Genomic DNA, 19371 nt, shown 5'->3' on the forward strand with positions numbered 1-19371 from the left:
GTCAGTTGCGGGCGTGGGACAGCTGGAAGTCTTCCACACCCTCGAAGGCGGTCAGTTCCTCGGCCAATGCGGCCAGCGGCGCCCCGCTCTGGCGCGCCAGCGCCAGCGCCACGAAGCGCCATTCCTGGCGTCCGTCCTCGCTGCTGATGGTGAGCGAGCTGCCGGCGATCTCGTAGCCGCGCTCCAGGGCCGCCTCGCGCAGCCCGTCCTCGCTCGGCATGTACTTGGGCTTGAAGCGCAGCCGCACCGCCACCGCATGGCGCGACGGCAGGAAGGTCTCGATCCGGTTCAGGTAGATCATGATCATGCACGAGAAGAAGGCCAGTCCCATCGCGGCCAGGTAGAAGCCCACCCCGACCAGGATGCCGATCGCCGACGAGGCCCAGATCGACGCCGCCGTGGTCAGGCCGCTGATGTTGAAGCCGTCGCGCATGATCACGCCGGCGCCGAGGAAGCCGATGCCGGTCACCACGCCCTGGACGATGCGGGTCGGATCGACCGGCGCCAGCACGCCGGAATGGCCGCCGCCGTACCAGAAATCGGGATAGCCGGCCAGGATGGTCAGCGCCGCCGAGGCCATGCACACCAGGCCATAGGTGCGCATGCCGGCCGCGCGCCCGTGGTAGGCGCGCTCGTAGCCCACCAGCAGGCCGAGCGCCAGCGCCCCGAGCAGGTGCGCCAGGATCAGGGCATTGGTGTATATCTCGCGCTCCGACCAGTAGGCGGATAACAGTTCGTAATAGTCCATGCAGCTTTCTCAGGTGTTGCGGATCAGGGCTTCTTCCTCACCAGCTGCTTCTCGAACGCCACGTCATACTTGCTGACGCGTTTCTCGGCCTGCGGGCCGAGCTTGTCGACGAAGGCCACGAAGTCGTCGAGTTCGAGCGGGGCGCACAGCGGCGGAGCGCCGGGCGACTCGGACAGGAAGAACAGGCCGTCGCCGGTGCGCGCCATGGAATAGGCGGCGTTCCCGGTGCGCTTCTTCAGCCGCTCGACCGCCGCGCTGGCGCGGGTGGAACGCGCGCCGGCCATCAGATCGCCTCCGTGCGCAGCATCAGCCAGTCGCGCGCCGCGCCGCTCACGTGCGGCGCCAGGCGCGCGCGCACGGTCGCATGATAGTCGTTCAGCCACGCGATCTCGTCCGGGCGCAGCAGCGACAGGTCGATGCAGCGCGTGTCGATCGGGCACAGGGTCAGGGTCTCGAAGGCCAGGTACTCGCCGAACTCGGTGCTCTCGTGCGGACGGTTGAGCACCAGGTTCTCGATCCGGATGCCCCAGCGGCCCGGCCGGTAGATGCCCGGTTCGATCGAGGTGATCATGCCCGGCTCCATGGCGGTGTGCGGATCGGGCGGCGTCGACGGCGAAATGGACTGCGGTCCTTCGTGGACGTTCAGGAAGTAGCCGACGCCATGGCCGGTGCCGTGGCCGTAGTCGATGCCGGCGGCCCAGATCGGCGCGCGCGCGATCGCATCCAGCATCGGGGAGCGGGTGCCGCGCGGGAAGCGCGTGGACGACAGGTTGATCAGGCCCTTGAGCACCAGGGTGGTGTCGCGCTTCTGCGCATCGGACGGCGTGCCGACCGGGATCACGCGGGTGATGTCGGTGGTGCCGCCCAGGTACTGGCCGCCGGAGTCGATCAGCAGCAGGCCGTCGCCTTCGATGTCGGCGCAGGATTCGGGCGCGGCGCGGTAGTGCATGATCGCGCCGTTCGCATTGAAGCCGGCGATGGTCGAGAAGCTCGGGCTGATGAAGTCCGGGCGCCGCGCACGCGCGGCGGTGATGTGGGTGTCGATGTCGACTTCATCGAGCGGCGTGCGCCTGGCGTCGAGCAGGCGCGGCTCCAGCCAGGAGAAGAATTCGCACAGCGCGGCGCCGTCCTGCTCCATGGCGGCGCGCACGTTGGCCGCTTCCGCATCCAGCTTGCGCGACTTGGCGTAGGTGGTCGGGTTGATCGCCTCGACCACGCGCACGTCGTCGCGCACTGCTGCGCGCATGCCGGCCGTGATGCGGCGCGGGTCGACCAGCAGGGTCGCACCCTGCGGCAGCGAGGCCAGCGCCTCGGAGGCGCCGGCATACGGCGCCAGGTCGACGCCGTCGGCTTCCAGGCGCGCCCTTGCGTCGGCCGGGACCTTGCCCTCGCCGACGAACAGCATCGCGCGCTGCGGGCCGACCAGCGCATGCGCCAGGAAGACCGGGTTGAAGCTGACGTCGGCGCCGCGCAGGTTGAACAGGTAGGCGATGTCGTCCAGGGTCGAGATGAAGTGATGGTCGGCGCCCAGCGCGGCCATCGCGGCGCGGGTGGCGGCCAGCTTGTCGGCGCGCGCCAGCGTGGCGTACGGCGGCAGGTGCTCGAACACGGGGTCGGCCGGGAGCGCCGGACGGTCGCTCCAGACGTCGTCGAGCAGGTCGATGTCGGTGCGCAGCGCGATGTCGCGCGCATTGAGCGCGTCGGACAGCAGGCGCGCGCCGGCCAGTCCCAGCACGCGCGCGTCGACCGCCACCGTGCGGCCCGCGGGCAGGTTGGCGGCCAGCCAGTCGATGTGCACCTGGCTCGCCACGCCGGGGATCTTCATCAGTGCGATGCCGGTGCCGGCCAGTTCGGTCTCGGCCTGGGTCCAGTAGCGGCCATCGGTCCAGACACCGGCGAAATCGGCGGTCGCGATGAAGGTGCCGACCGAGCCGGTGAAGCCGGACAGCCACTCGCGGCCCTTCCAGTGGCCGGGCAGGTATTCCGACAGGTGGGGGTCGCTCGACGGCACGATGCAGGCGTCGATTCCGTGGCGCTCCATGGCGGCGCGCAGGTGGGCAAGGCGGGTGGCGATGATGGACATGGCTCGGTGATTCGATTTTGTTTTCCAGCTACGTATGATACGCCGCAATCCCTTTGTGTGGCGTGAAGGATCATTGCATAACGACATCAAAAATACATCAGGAAGAACCGGTCGCGCTAAGATGGCGGCCGTGACCAGACACGGAGCACAGGAGACAGACATGGATTTCGAAGCAGCAAAAGCGCTGTGCCGCGGCTTTCCCGGCGCGACCGAGGACCTGAAATGGGAGCACGACGCCGTGTTCTCGGTGGGCGGCAAGATGTTCGCGGTGACCAATGCGGCGCTTCCCTCGGAAGGCTTCAGCCTGAAGGCGGAGGACGAGCGCTTCCTGGAGCTGACCGACCGTCCCGGCATCATTCCGGCGCCTTACCTGGCGCGCGCGAAATGGGTGTACGTCACCGCCGGCGCGGACATGGCCGACGCGGAGCTGGCGGCCCTGCTGCGCCGTTCGTATGAACTGGTGTTCGCCAGGCTGACCCGCAAGCTGCAGCGCGAGATCCTCGACGTGGCCTGATTCCAACGGGAACGCCATGTTGCCCCGGGATGGAGCATAATGCCCTGGCAATCCAACTGACCTGAGCGACCATGCAAGAATTCCACGACGAGCGCGCCCGCGCGCTGCTTGCGAACGCCAAACAGATCGTCAGCCCGGAGGAAGTCCAGGCGGCGGTGCGGCGTGTCGCAGCCCAGCTGAACGAACGTTTTGGCAAGCCTGGCGAAGCAGCCTTCCCGCTGCTGCTGGGCGTGATGGGAGGCGCGGTGGTGTTCACCGGCCACCTGCTGCCGCAACTCGACTTTCCCCTCGAATTCGACTACATCCACGTGAGCCGCTACGGCGACGAAGACCGTGGCGGCCAGATCGTGTGGAAGGTGATCCCGCGCCAGAACGTGGCCGGCCGCACGATCGTGGTGGTCGACGACATCCTCGACGAAGGCGAGACCCTGGCCCACGTGAAGCAGCGCCTGCTCGACATGGGCGCGGCCGAGGTGATCATCGCCGTGTTCGCGGACAAGGACCTGAAGCGCACCAAGCCGATCCAGGCCGACCTGGTGGGGCTGACCCTGCCGAACGAGTTCGTGGTGGGGTTCGGGATGGATGTGTACGGGTACTGGCGCAACCTCCCGGGCTTGTGGATCTTGCGCCAGGAAGACCTGAAGCCGGCGGTGTAGGATGGGCGGGTCCCCCGCCCATCCTACGAACTGCATGCCTACGCCCCGAGCGACAACCTCGCCCGCGCCGCCGCATACTCCCTCTTCAGCCTCTCCACCATCTCCGCCACGCTCGGCACGTCGTCCATCAGGCCCACGCCCTGCCCCGCGCCCCAGATATCGCGCCACGCCTTGGCGCTGCCCGACCCGAAGCTCATCTTGCTCTTGTCCGATTCCGGCAGGTTCTCCGGATCCAGTCCCGCGGCGACGATCGACTTCTTCAGGTAGTTGCCGTGCACCCCGGTGAACAGGTTGGTGTACACCACGTCCGCCGCGTTCGAGGTGACGATCGCCTCGCGGTAGTCGTCCGAGACATTCGACTCCCTGGTCGCCAGCCAGCGCGAGCCGATGTACGCGAAGTCCGCCCCCATCGCCTGCGCCGCCAGGATCGCGTCGCCGGTCGCGATCGATCCGGACAGCGCCAGCGGGCCATCGAAGAACTTGCGCACCTCGCCCACCAGCGCGAACGGCGACAGCGCCCCCGCGTGGCCGCCGGCGCCCGCCGCGACCAGGATCAGGCCGTCGACGCCGGCCTCCAGCGCCTTCTGGGCATGGCGGATCGAGACCACGTCGTGCAGCACGATGCCGCCGTAGGCGTGCACCGCGTCCAGCATTTCCCGCGGCGGCGCGCGCAGCGACGAGATGATGATCGGCACCTGGTGCCTGACGCAGACCTCGACGTCATGCGCCAGGCGGTCGTTCGACTGGTGCACGATCTGGTTCACAGCGATCGGGCCGACCCTGGCATCCGGATGGGCGGCCTGGTAGTCGGCCAGCTCGCGCTGCAGCTCGGTCAGCCAGGTGTCGAGCAGCTCGGCCGGACGCGCATTCAGCGCCGGGAAGGAGCCGACGATGCCGGCCTTGCACTGGGCCGCCACCAGCGCGGGGCCGCTGGCGATGAACATCGGCGACGCGATGACGGGAAGGGACAGGTGTTGCAGCACGGGTGGCAAGGTCATGGAAGAGCTCGCATGTCGGATTGATCGGAAAGCCTCCGGTCATTATATCCCCGAAAAAAGAACGACCGTGCTAGACCATGGACTCTAAACGTCGTGCAGCATGGCGCCGTCGATGCGGGCGGCCCCGGCCTTCAGCAGCGCCTGCGCCGCCCAGTGCGCCATGTCCTCGGGCGCCAGCCCCAGTTGCGCGCGCCGCACGCGCTCCACCAGCGGGATCGAACCGAGCAGTTGCGGCAGCGCCGCCAGCGCGATCGCCTGGCGCTCCAGCAGCAGGAACTTGAGCAGCACCTTGACCGCATTGCGCGCATTGCGCACCGGGTCGGCGCGCAGGTAGTCCAGCCGCGCCCGGGCGCGCGCCAGCGCCCCGTCCACCCCGGTGAAGGCGCTGCCGTGGCCCGGGATCACCACGCGCGCCCCAAGGCCGGCGATCAGGTCGAGCGTGGCGCCGACCTCGTCGAAGCCCGGCTCGCCCGCCAGTTCGGGGAAGATGACGCCGAAACCGTCTTCCCACAGCGCGTCGCCCGAGACCAGCACGCCCTCCTCTGCACAAAAAAACAGCAGCGCATGCGGATCGTGGCCGGGCGCGGCCAGCACTTCCCAGCGCAGGCCGCCCAGCATCAAGGCCATGCCCGGCGCGAGCGTGGCGTCGAACCCGAAGCGCGGGCACTGCTGCCCGGTCGCGCGGTAGCTGAGCGCCTCCTCGTCCCAGGCGGCGACCCTGGCGGCGTCGAGCGCCGGAATCGCGACCTGGCAGCCGTAGGCCGCGCGCAGCGCCGCGTTGCCGCCGCAATGGTCGGAATGCAGGTGGGTATTGAGCAGGCGGTCCAGGGACCGCCCGGCCAGCGCATGGCGCACCAGCGCCAGGGTCTGGCCGGCGTGGGTGGCGTAGCCGCTGTCGATCAGGGCGGTGTCGTCCGGCCCGGTCAGCAGGACGCTGTTGGACGACAGCCAGCCGCGCTCGAGGAGGCGGATCGGCGGCGGCAGGCGCACGCTCATGCTAGCGCCATGCGATATCCGCTTCGCGGCGCCGGATCTCGGCCCACACGGCGCGCTTGTAGTCGTCGTCCGCCCGGCCCCAGGCGACGATCTCGTCGATCGTGCGCAGGCAGCCGCGGCACAGGCCGGTATCGGGCGCCATCTGGCAAATGTTGATGCAGGGCGAGGGAACAGGGGTTTGCAGTTCAGGGGGCGTCATGGGCTATCTGGGGTATCGGCGCCGGGCGCCGGATCGGGTAACCTGCATTATCGCGCGTTCGCGAGGCAGGCGCCGCATTTGCGCGGCGGCCGCTATACTCGTCAATACGCGTCGCCCTGTGAGCAACGCTCTCGGAAAGGTGCTTCCATGTCCAATTCTTCCCTGCTTGTCGGCGCCGTCCTGCTCGGCGCCTGCGCCGTCGCGTCGGCGCAAACCCTCAGCCCCGATGGCTACGGCGATATCCGCTTCGGCGACCGGCTCGACACCGCCGAGCGCCGCCTCGTGCAGCGCGCCGCGCCCCCGCCGGTCGACCCGGCCTGCTCGATGGTGCGCTTCAAGAAATATCCGAACGTGCGCTTCATGGTCGAGGAAGGCCGCATCACGCGCGCCGACGCCAGCAGCATCGTGCGCAACAGCGCCGGCATCACGTCCGCCATGTCCGTGGAGCAGGCGCTGCGCCAGCAGAAAAGCCTGCGCGTGGAAAAGCACAAGTACGACGAGAACGGCCAGTACCTCATCCTCGAGAAGGGCAAGCAGAAGGCGCTGATCTTCGAGGCGAAGAACGGCAAGCTGACGCGCATGCGCGCCGGCGTCAAGCCGGCGGTCGAGTACGTCGAAACCTGCGGTTAAGTGTTCTGAATTGCAGATTCGTTGAATAAATTCGGCGAACTCACAATTCAGAACACCAAGCCGCCCGCTTCTTCGCCATTTTCTCGGCGAAGCGCGCGCTGTCGATCAGGCAGCGCTCGTGCACGCCTTCGCAGACCGGCTCGACGTCGTCCCAGGCTTCGAGCCGGAAACGCACGCGCCTTGCTTCCACCTCGGTCACTTCGCCGCGGATGGTCAGCGTCATGCCCGGCGGGGTCGGCGCGAAGTGGCTGAAACTCACCATCGTTCCCAGGCTCTGCTCCTGCGGCCAATTCATGTAGGGCATCATTCCGTGGAGACAGGCAAGCTCCATCATGCCGACCAGGTAGCCGGTGGCGAGCACATCCGGCATGTCGCGGCAAAACGGGGTATCGTGGTAGAGCTCGGGCACGGTTGCGCGCGGCGGTACCGTGTATTGCCATTCGAAACGCAGACCGGGTCGAAAAGTGGGGAGCATGCGCGCAGGTTACCCCAAACACCGTGATCCTGCCTGCCTCGCAAGATGGACTGGTGCGCCTGGGCTGTCCGGCAACGCCTGCAAGGCTCGTGTAAGGATCGGGGTCGAGATTGCAAGCATGCACACGGATAAGGGATACCGATGAAACTCAACCAGAGACTGCTCGCACAACTGCGCGCCGTGACCCGCTCGCTGATGCGCAAGGGACCGGCGGGACCGGCCGCGGTGATCCAGGAGGCGCTGAATGACGCCTCGGCCCCGCAACACGCCGCCCAGCGCCAGATGCATGACCTGGGCGTGACGGCGCCGGCACCCGCGCCGGTGGACCTGCCGTTTACGACAGGCAGGCAAGAGACCCCGCCGGGAAAGTTCATCGATGGCAGCCATGCCAACGAGGCCGGCACGCGCGACTACAAGCTCTACGTGCCCGGCAGCTATACGGGCGAAGCGGTCCCGCTGCTGGTGATGTTGCACGGCTGCACCCAGGACCCCGAGGATTTCGCCAACGGCACCCAGATGAATGCGCTGGCCGAGGAACTCCCCTGCCTGGTGCTGTATCCGGAGCAGAGCAAGCAGGCCAACGCCTCGCGCTGCTGGAACTGGTTCAACGCGGTCGACCAGCGGCGCGACCAGGGCGAGCCCTCGATCATCGCCGGCATGACGCGCGCCATCATGGAGCGCTATGCGGTCGAGGCCGGCCAGGTCTACGTGGCCGGGCTGTCCGCCGGCGGGGCGATGGCGACCATCATGGGCACCCTGTATCCCGACCTGTATGCGGCGGTGGGCGTGCATTCGGGCCTGCCGTTCGCGTCGGCGCACGACCTGCCGTCCGCGCTGGCGGCCATGAAGGGCGGGTTCCGGCGCGCCCAGGCGGAAACCGGGCGCCCGCTGCCGATCATCGTGTTCCACGGCGACCGCGACACCACGGTGCACCCGGCCAACGGCGAGGAAGTGGTGGCCCAGGGAGCGCGCCACCTGCCGCGCCGGGTGGCGGTGGAGCCGGGCCGCGTGCCGGACGGGCACGCCTATACGCGCACCGTGCACCGGCGCGCCGACGGCGCCGTGCATGCCGAGCACTGGGTGGTGCATGGCGCCGGCCACGCCTGGTTCGGCGGCAATGCGCGCGGCAGTTATACGGACGGCAAGGGTCCGGACGCGAGCCGCGAGATGATGCGCTTCTTCACGACCCGGCGCTGATGCCGTCGGGCGCAGGCCCGGGCCCTTGTTGCTCCGCGATGTGGGCGCGCAGGCAGGACGGGCACCAGCAGCCCGCCGCTTCCTGCGGCACGGGAACGGCGGGCGGCAGCAAGGTGCACCAGCACGGACCGCTGGCGCCGTCGGCCATGGCGCACCCGAATGCTGCGCCGCAGCGGGTACAGGTGCTCATCGCGCCCCCTTTTTTAGCACCAAGGAAATGTTTGCTATGAAAAGACACTCAGGCATGTCAGAAGATGAGTTGTGTGCAGCGCCATAAAATACAACAAGACGCCCTATAATCCGTACAAGGTATACGCTGTTTTCGCGCCGTTGCCTGTAAAATCTCGCGAAATTATTTTCGGACCCTCCATGAACGCTCACGTGACCAGCCTGAAGACCGACGACCAACCCAGTGACCTGACCGCGGTCTCGCCGCAGATCAAGGCGCAAATCCTGGCCGAGGCGCTTCCCTACATCCGCAATTTCCACGGCAAGACCATCGTCATCAAATACGGTGGCAATGCCATGACCGACGAACGCCTGAAGCACGGCTTCGCACGCGACGTCATCCTGCTCAAGCTGGTCGGCATGAATCCGGTCGTGGTGCATGGCGGCGGCCCGCAGATCGACAACGCGCTCAAGAAGATCGGCAAGCAGGGCACCTTCGTGCAAGGCATGCGCATCACCGACGAAGAAACCATGGAAGTGGTGGAGTGGGTGCTGGGCGGCGAAGTCCAGCAGGACATCGTGATGCTGATTAACCACTACGGCGGCCAGGCCGTGGGCCTGACCGGCAAGGACGGCGGCCTGATCCGCGCACGCAGGATGGCGATGCCTGACCGCGAGAAGCCGGGCGAGTTCCTCGACATCGGTTTCGTCGGCGAGATCGATGCGATCAACCCGGCCGTGGTCAAGGCGCTGCAGGACGACGCCTTCATCCCGATCATTTCGCCGATCGGCTTCGGCCAGGACGGCCAGGCGTACAACATCAACGCCGACGTCGTCGCGGGCAAGATCGCCGAGATCCTGAAAGCCGAGAAGCTGATCATGATGACCAACATCGCCGGCGTGCAGGACAAGAACGGCAACCTGGTCACCGACCTGTCGGCGCGCGAGATCGACGAAATGTTCGCGGACGGTACGATTTCGGGCGGCATGCTGCCGAAAATCTCGTCGGCGCTCGACGCCGCGAAGTCCGGCGTCAATACGGTGCATATCATCGACGGACGTATCGAACACAGTTTGTTGCTGGAAGTCTTGACCGAACAGGCTTTTGGCACTATGATCCGTTCGCACTAAACGTTGCGGCGGAAAAAATCCCGCCCGGCGCATCCCGGCGGGTCTTACCCGCCGCGACACTACCAGCCCTTGTAGCTCAGTGGTAGAGCACTCCCTTGGTAAGGGAGAGGCCACGTGTTCAATCCACGTCAAGGGCACCATTTCCCTCCCCCGCTTTTCCCGACATTTTCTGCTGTACCTCCTGGTACATGCCTGAAGCCGTCCGTCCGCTGCATGCCGCCGTCCAGGTGGCTATAATCGCAGGTCGCAACCATTCGCTTCATGCTCACCGTGGCAACTTCGACCCTACGCGCGCCGGTCTGGCTGTTTGATCTCGACAACACGCTGCACGACGCCTCCCACGCGATCTTCCCGGCCATCAGCGCCAACATGAACGTCTACATCGCGCGCGTGCTGGGCGCCGGCGGCGTACCCGCCAGCCAGGCCGTGGTCGATGCGGCGCGCCTGGGCTACTGGAAGCGCTACGGCGCCACCCTGCTCGGCATGATCCGCCACCACCAGGTGCAGGCCGCCGACTTCCTGCGCGAAACCCACGACATCGGACCGCTCGACCGCATGATGCGCGCCGAGCGCGGCCTGGCGCGCCTGCTACGCCGCCTGCCGGGCCGCAAGATCCTGCTGACGAATGCGCCGAACCACTACTCGACCGAGATCGTGCGCCGCCTGAAGCTGCACCACCATTTCTCGCAGCACGTCGCGATCGAACACATGCACGTGCACGGCCAGCTGCGCCCCAAGCCCTCGAAGCTGATGCTGCGCCGCCTGCTGCGCCGCCATGGCGTGGCCGCCCGGCGCTGCATCCTGGTCGAGGACACCCTGGCCAACCTGAAGAGCGCCAGCCAGCTCGGCTTGCGCACGGTCTGGGTCACCCAATACCTGCGCGTGAGCGACTTTTCAGGACAAGGGCGGCGCGCGCCGCTGCCGCGAACCTTGAAACTCCCCGGTTATGTCGATGTCAAAGTAAAATCCGTGCGGCAACTTCCTGCACGCCTGCACCGGTTGCGCTAATCGAACAACAACATCACTAGGGATTCCATGGCAAGCACCAAGCCAGGCCAGCGCAAGCTGCAAATTCTCCAGGCTCTGGCCTCGATGCTCGAGCACCCGAAGGGCGACAAGATCACCACCGCCGCACTGGCCGCGCGCCTGTCGGTGTCGGAGGCGGCGCTGTACCGCCATTTCGCCAGCAAGGCGCAGATGTACGAGGGCCTGATCGAGTTCATCGAATCGAGCGTATTCGGCGTCATCAACCAGATCAGCGAACGCGAGGAGCGCGGCCTCGACCAGGCCCACGCGATCCTGCAGATGCTGCTCGGTTTCTCGGCAAACAACCCCGGCATGACCCGGGTGCTGATCGGCGACGCGCTGGTCGGCGAGGACGAGCGCCTGCAGCTGCGCATGAACCAGTTCTACGACAAGGTCGAACTGGCCTGCAAGCAGGCGCTGCGCGTCGCGGTCACCCAGGGACACGGCGTCGAAGCGGACGTCGGCGCGCGCGCCAGTCTGCTGGTAAGCTATGTTACCGGCCGCTGGCATCGTTTTGCCAAGAGCGGCTTCAAACATAATCCGGCAGAAGGCACAGCCTTGCAGCTGTCGCTGCTGCTTGCAGCCTGAGGTCTGCGCAAGGGACATGGATACCCAGGAAGTCTTTGCGCTGCTGGACGACGCCGGCGCCGGGCTGGAGGCGCGCTCGCGCCTGTATAGCGGCCATGCGGGCACCTTGCGCTGCGAGGATGCCGCCGGCTGGCCGCCGCTGCTGCAGGCGCTGCAGGAGGCGCTCGCACGCGGCCTGTACGCGGTCCCGCTGCTGAGCTACGAACTGGGCGCGCACCTGGCGGGATTGCCGGCGCGGCCCCAGGACGGACCGCTGGCGCAGGTGCTGCTGTTCGCGCAGTGCGAGCGCATGACGCCGGCCCAGGTCGAAGGCTGGCTGGCCACGCGCAACGCCGGCCGCGAGCGCTCCGGCGTGGCCGGCATCGCGCCGAATGTCGACCAGGCCGCCTTTACCGACGCCATCGCGCGCATCCGCGACTACATCGCCGCCGGCGACACCTACCAGGTCAACTACACCTACCGCCTGCGCTTCGACGCCTACGGCCCGCTGCTGGCGCTGTACGCGCGCCTGCGCGCGCGCCAGCCGGTTCCCTACGGCGCGCTGCTCGCCCTGCCCGACGGCGGCGCCGTGCTGTCGTTCTCGCCGGAGCTGTTCGTGCGCCACGAGGGCGGCCGCCTGCTGGCGCGCCCCATGAAGGGCACGGCGCCCGCCAGCGGCAACGCGCTGGTGGACGAGGAATGCGCCCGGGCGCTGGCGGCGGACCCCAAGAACCGCGCCGAGAACCTGATGATCGTCGACCTGCTGCGCAACGACCTGGGCCGGGTGGCCCAGACCGGCAGCGTCGAGGTGCCCGCACTGTTCGAGGTGACGCGCTACGGCGCGGTGCTGCAGATGACGTCCACGGTGCAGGCGCGCCTGCGCCCAGGCGCGACCCTGGGCGAGATCTTCAGCGCCCTGTATCCCTGCGGCTCGATCACCGGCGCGCCGAAACGCCGCACCATGGAGATCATCCACGAACTGGAACCGGCGGCGCGCGGCATCTATACCGGCGCGATCGGCTGGTTCGATCCTCCGCCAGCCGGCGAGGACTTCGGCGACTTCTGCCTGTCCGTCCCGATCCGCACCCTGGCGCTGCAGGCGCCGGAGAACGGCGTGCGGCGCGGCGAGCTGGGCGTGGGCGCCGGCATCGTCTACGACAGCGATGCACAGGCCGAATTCGCCGAATGCCAGCTGAAGGCGCGCTTCCTGACCGGCCTGGCCAACGAATTCGAGCTGTTCGAGACCATCCGCGCCTCCTGGGACGACGGTCCGCGCCACCTCGACCTGCACCTCGACCGGATCGCCGCCTCGTGCGCGTATTTCGGTTTCCGCTTCGAGCGCGCGACCGCGCAAGCCCTGCTGACCGAAGCCTGCCTGGCGCTGCCGCACGGGCAGCTGCACCGGATGCGGCTGTCGGTGTCGCCCATGGGCGAACTGAACGTGCAGACCGGCGTGCTCGCGCCGCTGAACGAACCGGTGGCCGTCGTGCTGGCGAACGAGACCACGCGCGCGGACGACCTCTTCCTGCGCCACAAGACCAGCGTGCGCAGCCGCTACGACGCGGCATGGAAGACGGCCGAGGCGCATGGCGCCTTCGACGCCCTGTTCTTCAACGAGCGCGGGGAACTGACCGAGGGAGGACGCAGCAATGTGTTCGTGCGCTTCGGGGCGGACTGGTATACGCCGCCGCTCTCCTCGGGCCTGCTGCCGGGCGTGATGCGCACCGTGATGCTGGCGGCGCCGGCCTGGCACGCGCGCGAGCGCGTGATCACCCGCGAGATGCTGGCGCAGGCCGACGACATCGTCGTGTGCAATGCCTTGCGCGGCCCGCTGCGCGCCGTCCTCGTGGCCGACGCGACAGTCCTCCAGGCCGCCCAGGAGCGCTAGCCAGGGCCCAGTCCTGCGCGTCAAGCAAAACCGGCCTTCATGGCCGGTTTTCTTTTGCCGGAAGCCCGGCCTTGCCCGGAAATCGACAGGCGACGCGTCGATGTAGACCAAATAACCACATGTCGAGCGGATTACCCGGCTCCGATGCCTGCTGGATAGCGATTCTTACCCATTTTTCATAATAAATTTGCTAGAATTCAACATTTTTTGCCGTTCCGCATCCCCGATCTAGCGCAAGCCTACCCTCCCCGCACCTCCTGCCGTCCCTGCCTGGACGCAGGCCCGAATCGCCATAAAAAAATCAGCTGACCGCTCCGCACGGCCGGCAATACGGAAAGAGACCTCATGACTGCCCCCGCCCTGAACACCGCCGCCAACCCGGTTCCCGACAACGCGACCGCCCTTGCGCTCTCGGCCCCGTCCGACACGCTGAGCGCCACCCAGACGGCGACGCTGGCGCCGGGCGGCGACGTGGACAGCGACGGCGCCATCGATCCGGGCGATACCGTGGTCGTGACGGTCGCGGTCACCAACGACAGCACCAGCACCAGCGCCGACAACGTCACGCTCGACCAGGCCCTCGACGGCCTGACCGGGAGCGCCGCCGTCAACGTGTCGCCGGTTGCCGTGGGCGAGAGCTATACCGTGGCCGGGAATACCGTCCTGCAGGCCGGCGGCGGCGCCGTCACCGGCCCGGCAGTCAAGGCGGCCAATGGCGTACTCGCCAACGACAGGGAATTCAACGGGGACAGCTATGCGCTCGCCAAGGTCCAGGGAGCGGACTTCGTCGCCGGCGCCACCTATGCGACCGCGCAGGGCAAGGTGACGATGAACGCGGACGGCAGCTTCAGCTACAAGCCGGCCACCGGGTATACCGGCTACGACTCGTTCACCTACACCATCCGCGATGGCGGCATCGACAACATCGCCGGCAATGCGGACGACCTGAGCTCCACCGCGAAGGTGGAGATCAACGTCACCGGCAAGGTCTGGTACGTCGACGGCTCGGCGGCGGCAGGCGGCGACGGCAGCTCGGACAACCCGTTCAATACCACCAGCGCGCTGAACGGGGCCGGCGACGTCGACGGCGCCGGCGACACCATCTATGTCAAGAACAACGCCAGCGGCGCCCTGACGCTCGAGGCGAACCAGCACCTGGTCGGCTCGGGCGCCGCGCTGGTGGTGGAGGGCATGACCCTGGCCGATGCCACGGGCGCGCGCTCGACCCTGGCCGCCACCAGCGGGACCACCGTGACGCTCGCGACGGGCAACGAGATCGCCGGCATCACGATCGGCGGCAGCGCGACCGGCATCGCCGGCGCGAACTTCGGCACCCTGACCGTGCGCGACAGCGCCATCGACACCGCGGGCCAGGCGCTGTCCCTCAGCACCGGCAGCTTCGCCGGCACCGGTTTCGTCCGCACCGATTCCGACGGCGGCACGAACAACGTCAGCCTCAACGCGGTCGCCGGCACCGTCAACCTGGGCACGGGCGCGCTCAGCGGCGCCACCGGCGCCAGTGTCGTCGTCACCGGCGGCACCGGCAGCGTCGACTACAACGGCACGGTCACGCATACCGGCAATGCGGCGGCGATCAGCGTCTCCGGCAAGACCGGCGGCAGCGTCGATTTCGACGGCGCGGTGAGCGCCAGCGCGAGCAGCGACGGCATCAGCCTGGCGAACAACACCGGCGCGGTCATCAACTTCGACGGCGGCCTGGCGCTCAACACCAGCGCCAGCAACACCACCGCGTTTTCCGCGACCGGCGGCGGCACGGTGAGCGTCACCGGCGCCAACAACACCATCGTCTCGGGCGCGGGAACCGCCCTGAACGTCCAGAACACCAACATCGGCGCGGCCGACCTGAGCTTCAAGAGCATCTCGTCGAACGGCGCCACGGTCGGCATCCGCCTCGATTCGACCGGCAACTTCGGCAACCTGAACGTCACCGGCGACGGCAGCAACACCAATAACGACTCGGGCGGCACGATCGCCAACTCGACCGACACCGGCATCGTGCTGAATGCGACGCGCGACGTGGTGCTGAACCAGATGGAAGTGACCGGCAGCCTGAACGACGGCATCCGCGGCACCAACCTGGTGAACCTGACGCTGAACCGGCTGGACATCACCAACAACGGCGACGCCGGGCGCGACGCCGGCGTGCAGCTCGGCGACGCCTACCCCGACTCGATGGCCAACGGCGCCACCGGCACGATCAACGTGACCAACCTGAGGGTGTCGGGGTCGGGCGAGGACAACTTCAACCTCTGGAACAACGCGGGCACGGCGACGGTCAACATCAGCAACAGCAGCTTCGGCAACAACTCCTTCGGCTGGGGCAACGATGGCGTGCGCGTCGAGTCCTACGGCAGCGCCGACGTGTACGCCAACATCACGTCGAATACCTTCACCGCCAACCGGGGCGACCACTTCCAGGCGGCGGCGGGCACCAGCAATGGCGCGAGCGGCAACCTGCACGTGACCTTTACCGGCAATACCCTCACCGGCGGCCATGCCCAGGGCCTGGGACAGGGCATCACCGTGAGCGCGGGCGGCGGCATCAACCCTGCTTTCTGGAGCGGCCGCCTCGACTACAACATCAGCAACAACACGATCAACGGCGCCGTCGGCACGGCGATCACCGCCGGCCTGAGCTCGTCCACCGCCGGCGCGGTCGTCAACGGCTCCATCCAGAACAACACCATCGGCACGACGGGCGTGACCGACAGCGGCTCGAAGCAAAGCTCGGGCATCGTCCTCGGATCCAGCGGAGCGGGCACGCACACCGCCCTGGTATCCAACAACCAGGTGCGCGAGGTGGCCAACCGCGGCGTGTCGGTGACGGCGACCGACGGCATCGGCGTCACCAACCTCACGCTGAAGGACAACAACATCGCGGTCACCAGCGCCTTGGGCACGGATGCCGTGTATGTCCAGGCCGGCGCGACCAGCAACAACATCCTTGGCCAGGTCGATTCGTCCGTGATCAGGCTGGATGCGAGCGGCAATACCCTGAGCGCGCCCACCGGCTACAACGAAATCTACCTGCGCCAGCGCTTCGACACCCGGATCGAGCTCGAGGGCTATACCGGCGCGGGCAACGACCAGGCGGCGATCCTGGCTTACCTGAACAGCAAGAATACCGGCACCGAATCGCGTGTCGTCCTCACCTCCTACCCGAGCGCGCCCGCCGCCGAAGGCGTGTACGGCGCCGCGGCCGATGTCCCGCTGCCGACAGCATTCGTCACGGCGGGAGCGGCGGCGGCGCCCGCCTCCGCGCAGCCGCCCGCGCAGCCTGCCGACCCGGTGTCCACGCCGGCCGCGCCCCCCGCTGCGCCATCCGGTTCCGCATCCGCGACCGACACCAGCGTATCCACCGGCGGCCCGATGAACCTCGGCACGCTGGCCCCGGGACAGACCGTGGTCGTGCAGACCATCGCCACCGTCGACTCGCAAACCGGCCAGCTGCTCGTCAACCCGTCCAGCAGCAGCACCGTCACCTCGAACTTCGGCAGCGTGACCGCCAGCACCACGGTCCCGCTCGACGCGCTCGAACTGGGCGGACGCGTCGTCAACGACATCGACCATGACGACGTCGCCGGTGCAGGCGACAGCGGAATCAGCGGCGTCACCGTGCGCCTGCTGGCGGCAGACGGCGTGACCGTCCTCGCCACCACCACGACCGCCGCCGGCGGCGTGTACAAATTCGCCGGACTGGCTCCGGGCGACTACATCGTCCAGGTCGCCGAATCGAACTTCGCTCCCGGTGCGCCCCTGTACCAGCTCATCTCCGTCCCGGGCAATCCGGATCCCGACGGCGCCCCGGACGTGGCCGGCGACGACAACGGCGCGCCAAGTGCCGGCCAGGGGCTGGTCAGCCTGCCGGTCACCCTCGCCTACGACAGCGAAACCACGCAGGACGCCAGCGGCAAGTACGACATCAATGACCGCCTCGACTTCATCGTGCGCAATGAGCCGCCGGTCATCGGCAACCTGTCCGGCGATTCCGCCACCTTCATCGAGGGCGGCGCCGCGGTGCTGCTCGACAGCGGCGCCGCCGCCAGCCTCACGGACCTGAACAACGCCATCCTGCACGGCGGCGTCCTGCACGTGGCCGTCACCAACCGCGTGCCGGGCGAGGACGTCCTCGGCATCCGGTCCACCGGTGCGGTCGCCCTGCCGTCGGGCCTGACCGTAGGGAGCGCGGTGACGGTCGACGGAGTTCCCATCGGCATGATCGCCCTGGACGGCAGCGGCGGCGACCTGATCGTCTTCCTGACCAACGCGACCCCGGCGCAAGTGACAAGCCTGCTCGGCGCCCTGACCTACGCGAATGCGAACACCGCCACCCCCGCCCACGGAACGCGCACCGTCACGGTGACGATCAGCGACAGCATGGGCGGCAGCGACATGGCGGCCACCACGGTCGAAGTGCGCTCCGTGAACGATGCGCCGGTCGTCGACCTGGTCGGCGCCACGCTGGCGTATTCGGAAGGAACGGCCGCAACGCCGATTGCGCCCGCCGCGACGATCGCCGACATCGACAGCGGCGATTTCGCCGGTGGCAGCCTGGTCGTGTCCTTCAGCGCCAACGGCACGGCCGCCGACCAGTTGACGATCACGCACACCGGCACCGGCGCCGGCCAGATCGGCGTCAGTGGATCGAACGTCACCTACGGCAATACCGTGATCGGCGCCTTCAGCGGCGGCGACAATGGCGCCCCGCTCACGATCGCCTTCAGCGCCGGCGCCAGCGCGGCGGCAGTGCAGCAGCTGGTCCGCGAGATCGCCTACGCGAACACCTCCGCCAGCCCGTCGACCGCGGCGCGCACCGTCGCGTTCACGCTGGTCGACGGCGACGGCGTCGCCGACGGCGGACTCGATACCGGCAGCGCCACGGCCACCATCGGCGTCACGGCCGTGAACTCCGCACCGGCAGGGTCGGTCGGCATCACCGGCCTGGCCGCCCAGGGCGAGACCCTGTCGGCATCGCACACCCTGCTCGATGGCGACGGCATCGGCGCCATCGGCTGGCAGTGGCAGGCCGACGGCAGCGACATCGCCGGCGCCACCGGCTCGACCCTGGTCCTGGCCCAGGAGCAGGTCGGCAAGGCGATCACCGTGGTCGCGCGCTACACGGACGCGGGCGGTACCGCGGAGCGCGTGGACAGCGGCGCGACCGCCCTGGTCGCCAACGTCAACGATGCCCCGAGCGGCAGCGTCACCATCAGCGGCAGCGTCGTCGAGAACCAGACGCTGACCGCGAGCGCCGCACTGTCCGACCTCGACGGCATGGGCACGATCGGCTGGCAGTGGCAGGCCGACGGTGTGGACATCCCTGGCGCCACCGGCAGCACGCTGCTGCTGACCCAGGACCATGTGGGCAAGCCGATCACGGTCGTGGCGAGCTACCTCGATGGCGCCAGCGCCGCCGAATCGGTCAGCAGCAGCGCGACGGCAGCGGTGCTCAACTTCAACAATCTCCCGACCGGACAGGTCAGCATCTCCGGCGCCGCGCAACAGGGCCAGACGCTCACTGCTGCGCACACGCTGCTGGACGCGGACGGCCTGGGCGCCATCGGCTGGCAATGGCAGGCCGACGGAGTGGACATCGCAGGCGCCACCGGCGCCACGCTGGTGCTCGGCCAGGAACAGGTGGGCAAGGCGATCACCGTGCTCGCGCACTACACGGACGCGGGCGATACCGCGGAGAGCGTGAGCAGCAGCGCCACCGCACTGGTCGCCAACGTCAACGATGCGCCAGGCGGCAGCGTCACCATCACTGGGACCGCGGCGCAGGGGCAGACCCTGTCGGCGCAGCATACGCTGTCCGACCTCGACGGACTGGGCACGGTCGGCTGGCAGTGGCAGGCCGACGGCGTCGACATCGCCGGCGCCACCGGCTCGACCCTGGTCCTGACCCAGGAACAGGTGGGCAAGTCGATCACGGTCGTCGCGCGTTACACGGATGTCGGCGATACAGCGGAAGCCGTGCCCAGCATCCCGACCTCGGCGGTTGCCAACGTCAACGATACGCCGGGCGGCAGCGTCACGATCACCGGCACCGCGCAGCAGGGCCAGACCCTCACCGC

The 19371-nt window shown here is 68.1% G+C and carries 17 protein-coding genes and 1 tRNA gene; 10 read left to right on the forward strand and 8 right to left on the reverse strand.

Annotation, left to right across the window (positions count from 1 at the left end; genetic code table 11):
* Window position 1: 1 nt before the first annotated feature.
* From H162_RS0119800 to H162_RS0119810, 3 genes are read right to left on the reverse strand one after another with little or no spacing between them, the layout of a single operon-like run.
* Window positions 2–748 carry an MgtC/SapB family protein gene (locus tag H162_RS0119800; RefSeq protein WP_020655234.1) on the reverse strand — a complete coding sequence of 249 codons (747 nt, stop codon included), beginning with the start codon at window positions 746–748 and terminating at the stop codon, window positions 2–4.
* Window positions 749–771: 23 nt separating this feature from the next.
* On the reverse strand, window positions 772–1032 hold the full coding sequence (locus H162_RS0119805; RefSeq protein ID WP_020655235.1) for a hypothetical protein: 261 nt from the start codon (window positions 1030–1032) through the stop codon (window positions 772–774).
* Complete coding sequence (locus H162_RS0119810) at window positions 1032–2831, reverse strand: aminopeptidase P family protein (protein ID WP_020655236.1); 1800 nt, start codon at window positions 2829–2831, stop codon at window positions 1032–1034. The genes H162_RS0119805 and H162_RS0119810 overlap by 1 nt, the downstream gene beginning before the upstream one ends.
* A gap of 160 nt (window positions 2832–2991) precedes the next feature.
* Here H162_RS0119810 and H162_RS0119815 point away from each other — a divergent pair, with 160 nt between their 5' ends.
* Window positions 2992–3345 (forward strand): MmcQ/YjbR family DNA-binding protein, encoded by a 354-nt coding sequence (locus H162_RS0119815; RefSeq protein WP_020655237.1) that lies wholly within the window; start codon window positions 2992–2994, stop codon window positions 3343–3345.
* A 71-nt stretch (window positions 3346–3416) separates the two neighbouring features.
* On the forward strand, window positions 3417–4001 hold the full coding sequence (locus H162_RS0119820; RefSeq protein WP_020655238.1) for a hypoxanthine-guanine phosphoribosyltransferase: 585 nt from the start codon (window positions 3417–3419) through the stop codon (window positions 3999–4001).
* Between the two features lie 38 nt (window positions 4002–4039).
* Here the strand turns inward: H162_RS0119820 and H162_RS0119825 are convergent, their stop codons facing one another.
* The 3 genes from H162_RS0119825 to H162_RS32780 form a co-directional block, all read right to left on the reverse strand.
* A complete protein-coding gene (locus H162_RS0119825) occupies window positions 4040–4999 on the reverse strand; it encodes an NAD(P)H-dependent flavin oxidoreductase (protein ID WP_020655239.1) in 960 nt (319 codons plus the stop codon).
* An 84-nt stretch (window positions 5000–5083) separates the two neighbouring features.
* On the reverse strand, window positions 5084–5995 hold the full coding sequence (locus H162_RS0119830; protein WP_020655240.1) for an MBL fold metallo-hydrolase: 912 nt from the start codon (window positions 5993–5995) through the stop codon (window positions 5084–5086).
* A 1-nt stretch (window position 5996) separates the two neighbouring features.
* On the reverse strand, window positions 5997–6194 hold the full coding sequence (locus H162_RS32780; protein ID WP_051109964.1) for a DUF1289 domain-containing protein: 198 nt from the start codon (window positions 6192–6194) through the stop codon (window positions 5997–5999).
* 147 nt (window positions 6195–6341) lie between these two features.
* On the opposite strand from H162_RS32780, the gene H162_RS0119840 reads away from it, so the two are divergent.
* On the forward strand, window positions 6342–6824 hold the full coding sequence (locus H162_RS0119840; protein WP_020655242.1) for a hypothetical protein: 483 nt from the start codon (window positions 6342–6344) through the stop codon (window positions 6822–6824).
* Window positions 6825–6864: 40 nt separating this feature from the next.
* Here the strand turns inward: H162_RS0119840 and H162_RS0119845 are convergent, their stop codons facing one another.
* Complete coding sequence (locus tag H162_RS0119845; RefSeq protein WP_026354862.1) at window positions 6865–7299, reverse strand: thioesterase family protein; 435 nt, start codon at window positions 7297–7299, stop codon at window positions 6865–6867.
* A 141-nt stretch (window positions 7300–7440) separates the two neighbouring features.
* Here H162_RS0119845 and H162_RS0119850 point away from each other — a divergent pair, with 141 nt between their 5' ends.
* The gene (locus H162_RS0119850) at window positions 7441–8496 is read left to right on the forward strand and encodes an extracellular catalytic domain type 1 short-chain-length polyhydroxyalkanoate depolymerase (RefSeq protein WP_020655244.1); all 1056 of its coding nucleotides are present in this window, start codon (window positions 7441–7443) and stop codon (window positions 8494–8496) included.
* Here H162_RS0119850 and H162_RS33355 read toward each other — a convergent pair.
* Window positions 8480–8686, reverse strand: a complete 207-nt coding sequence (locus H162_RS33355) for a cysteine-rich CWC family protein (protein WP_084677070.1) — start codon at window positions 8684–8686, stop codon at window positions 8480–8482. The genes H162_RS0119850 and H162_RS33355 overlap by 17 nt on opposite strands.
* Before the next feature lie 179 nt (window positions 8687–8865).
* On the opposite strand from H162_RS33355, the gene argB reads away from it, so the two are divergent.
* From argB to H162_RS0119880, 6 genes are all read left to right on the forward strand, one after another.
* On the forward strand, window positions 8866–9795 hold the full coding sequence (gene argB, locus H162_RS0119855; RefSeq protein ID WP_051109965.1) for an acetylglutamate kinase: 930 nt from the start codon (window positions 8866–8868) through the stop codon (window positions 9793–9795).
* Between the two features lie 65 nt (window positions 9796–9860).
* Window positions 9861–9935 (forward strand) — tRNA-Thr (locus tag H162_RS0119860).
* Window positions 9936–10056: 121 nt separating this feature from the next.
* Complete coding sequence (locus H162_RS0119865; protein WP_020655246.1) at window positions 10057–10803, forward strand: pyrimidine 5'-nucleotidase; 747 nt, start codon at window positions 10057–10059, stop codon at window positions 10801–10803.
* 27 nt (window positions 10804–10830) lie between these two features.
* A complete protein-coding gene (gene slmA, locus H162_RS0119870) occupies window positions 10831–11409 on the forward strand; it encodes a nucleoid occlusion factor SlmA (protein WP_020655247.1) in 579 nt (192 codons plus the stop codon).
* A gap of 16 nt (window positions 11410–11425) precedes the next feature.
* Window positions 11426–13276, forward strand: a complete 1851-nt coding sequence (pabB, locus tag H162_RS0119875; protein ID WP_020655248.1) for an aminodeoxychorismate synthase component I — start codon at window positions 11426–11428, stop codon at window positions 13274–13276.
* A 345-nt stretch (window positions 13277–13621) separates the two neighbouring features.
* Window positions 13622–19371: beta strand repeat-containing protein (locus H162_RS0119880; protein WP_026354865.1), on the forward strand; the 5750-nt coding region annotated here is incomplete at its 3' end.

Origin of the sequence: Massilia niastensis DSM 21313, assembly GCF_000382345.1 — a bacterium.
GTDB classification, from domain to species: Bacteria; Pseudomonadota; Gammaproteobacteria; order Burkholderiales; family Burkholderiaceae_D; genus Telluria; species Telluria niastensis.

What these genes read in the sequence shown, in the direction of transcription:
- H162_RS0119800 (WP_020655234.1), bottom strand. Translation starts at nt 748, where the DNA reads ATGGACTATTACGAACTGTTATCCGCCTACTGGTCGGAGCGCGAGATA.
- H162_RS0119805 (WP_020655235.1), bottom strand. Translation starts at nt 1,032, where the DNA reads ATGGCCGGCGCGCGTTCCACCCGCGCCAGCGCGGCGGTCGAGCGGCTG.
- H162_RS0119810 (WP_020655236.1), bottom strand. Translation starts at nt 2,831, where the DNA reads ATGTCCATCATCGCCACCCGCCTTGCCCACCTGCGCGCCGCCATGGAG.
- H162_RS0119815 (WP_020655237.1), top strand. Translation starts at nt 2,992, where the DNA reads ATGGATTTCGAAGCAGCAAAAGCGCTGTGCCGCGGCTTTCCCGGCGCG.
- H162_RS0119820 (WP_020655238.1), top strand. Translation starts at nt 3,417, where the DNA reads ATGCAAGAATTCCACGACGAGCGCGCCCGCGCGCTGCTTGCGAACGCC.
- H162_RS0119825 (WP_020655239.1), bottom strand. Translation starts at nt 4,999, where the DNA reads ATGACCTTGCCACCCGTGCTGCAACACCTGTCCCTTCCCGTCATCGCG.
- H162_RS0119830 (WP_020655240.1), bottom strand. Translation starts at nt 5,995, where the DNA reads ATGAGCGTGCGCCTGCCGCCGCCGATCCGCCTCCTCGAGCGCGGCTGG.
- H162_RS32780 (WP_051109964.1), bottom strand. Translation starts at nt 6,194, where the DNA reads ATGACGCCCCCTGAACTGCAAACCCCTGTTCCCTCGCCCTGCATCAAC.
- H162_RS0119840 (WP_020655242.1), top strand. Translation starts at nt 6,342, where the DNA reads ATGTCCAATTCTTCCCTGCTTGTCGGCGCCGTCCTGCTCGGCGCCTGC.
- H162_RS0119845 (WP_026354862.1), bottom strand. Translation starts at nt 7,299, where the DNA reads ATGCTCCCCACTTTTCGACCCGGTCTGCGTTTCGAATGGCAATACACG.
- H162_RS0119850 (WP_020655244.1), top strand. Translation starts at nt 7,441, where the DNA reads ATGAAACTCAACCAGAGACTGCTCGCACAACTGCGCGCCGTGACCCGC.
- H162_RS33355 (WP_084677070.1), bottom strand. Translation starts at nt 8,686, where the DNA reads ATGAGCACCTGTACCCGCTGCGGCGCAGCATTCGGGTGCGCCATGGCC.
- argB (WP_051109965.1), top strand. Translation starts at nt 8,866, where the DNA reads ATGAACGCTCACGTGACCAGCCTGAAGACCGACGACCAACCCAGTGAC.
- H162_RS0119865 (WP_020655246.1), top strand. Translation starts at nt 10,057, where the DNA reads ATGCTCACCGTGGCAACTTCGACCCTACGCGCGCCGGTCTGGCTGTTT.
- slmA (WP_020655247.1), top strand. Translation starts at nt 10,831, where the DNA reads ATGGCAAGCACCAAGCCAGGCCAGCGCAAGCTGCAAATTCTCCAGGCT.
- pabB (WP_020655248.1), top strand. Translation starts at nt 11,426, where the DNA reads ATGGATACCCAGGAAGTCTTTGCGCTGCTGGACGACGCCGGCGCCGGG.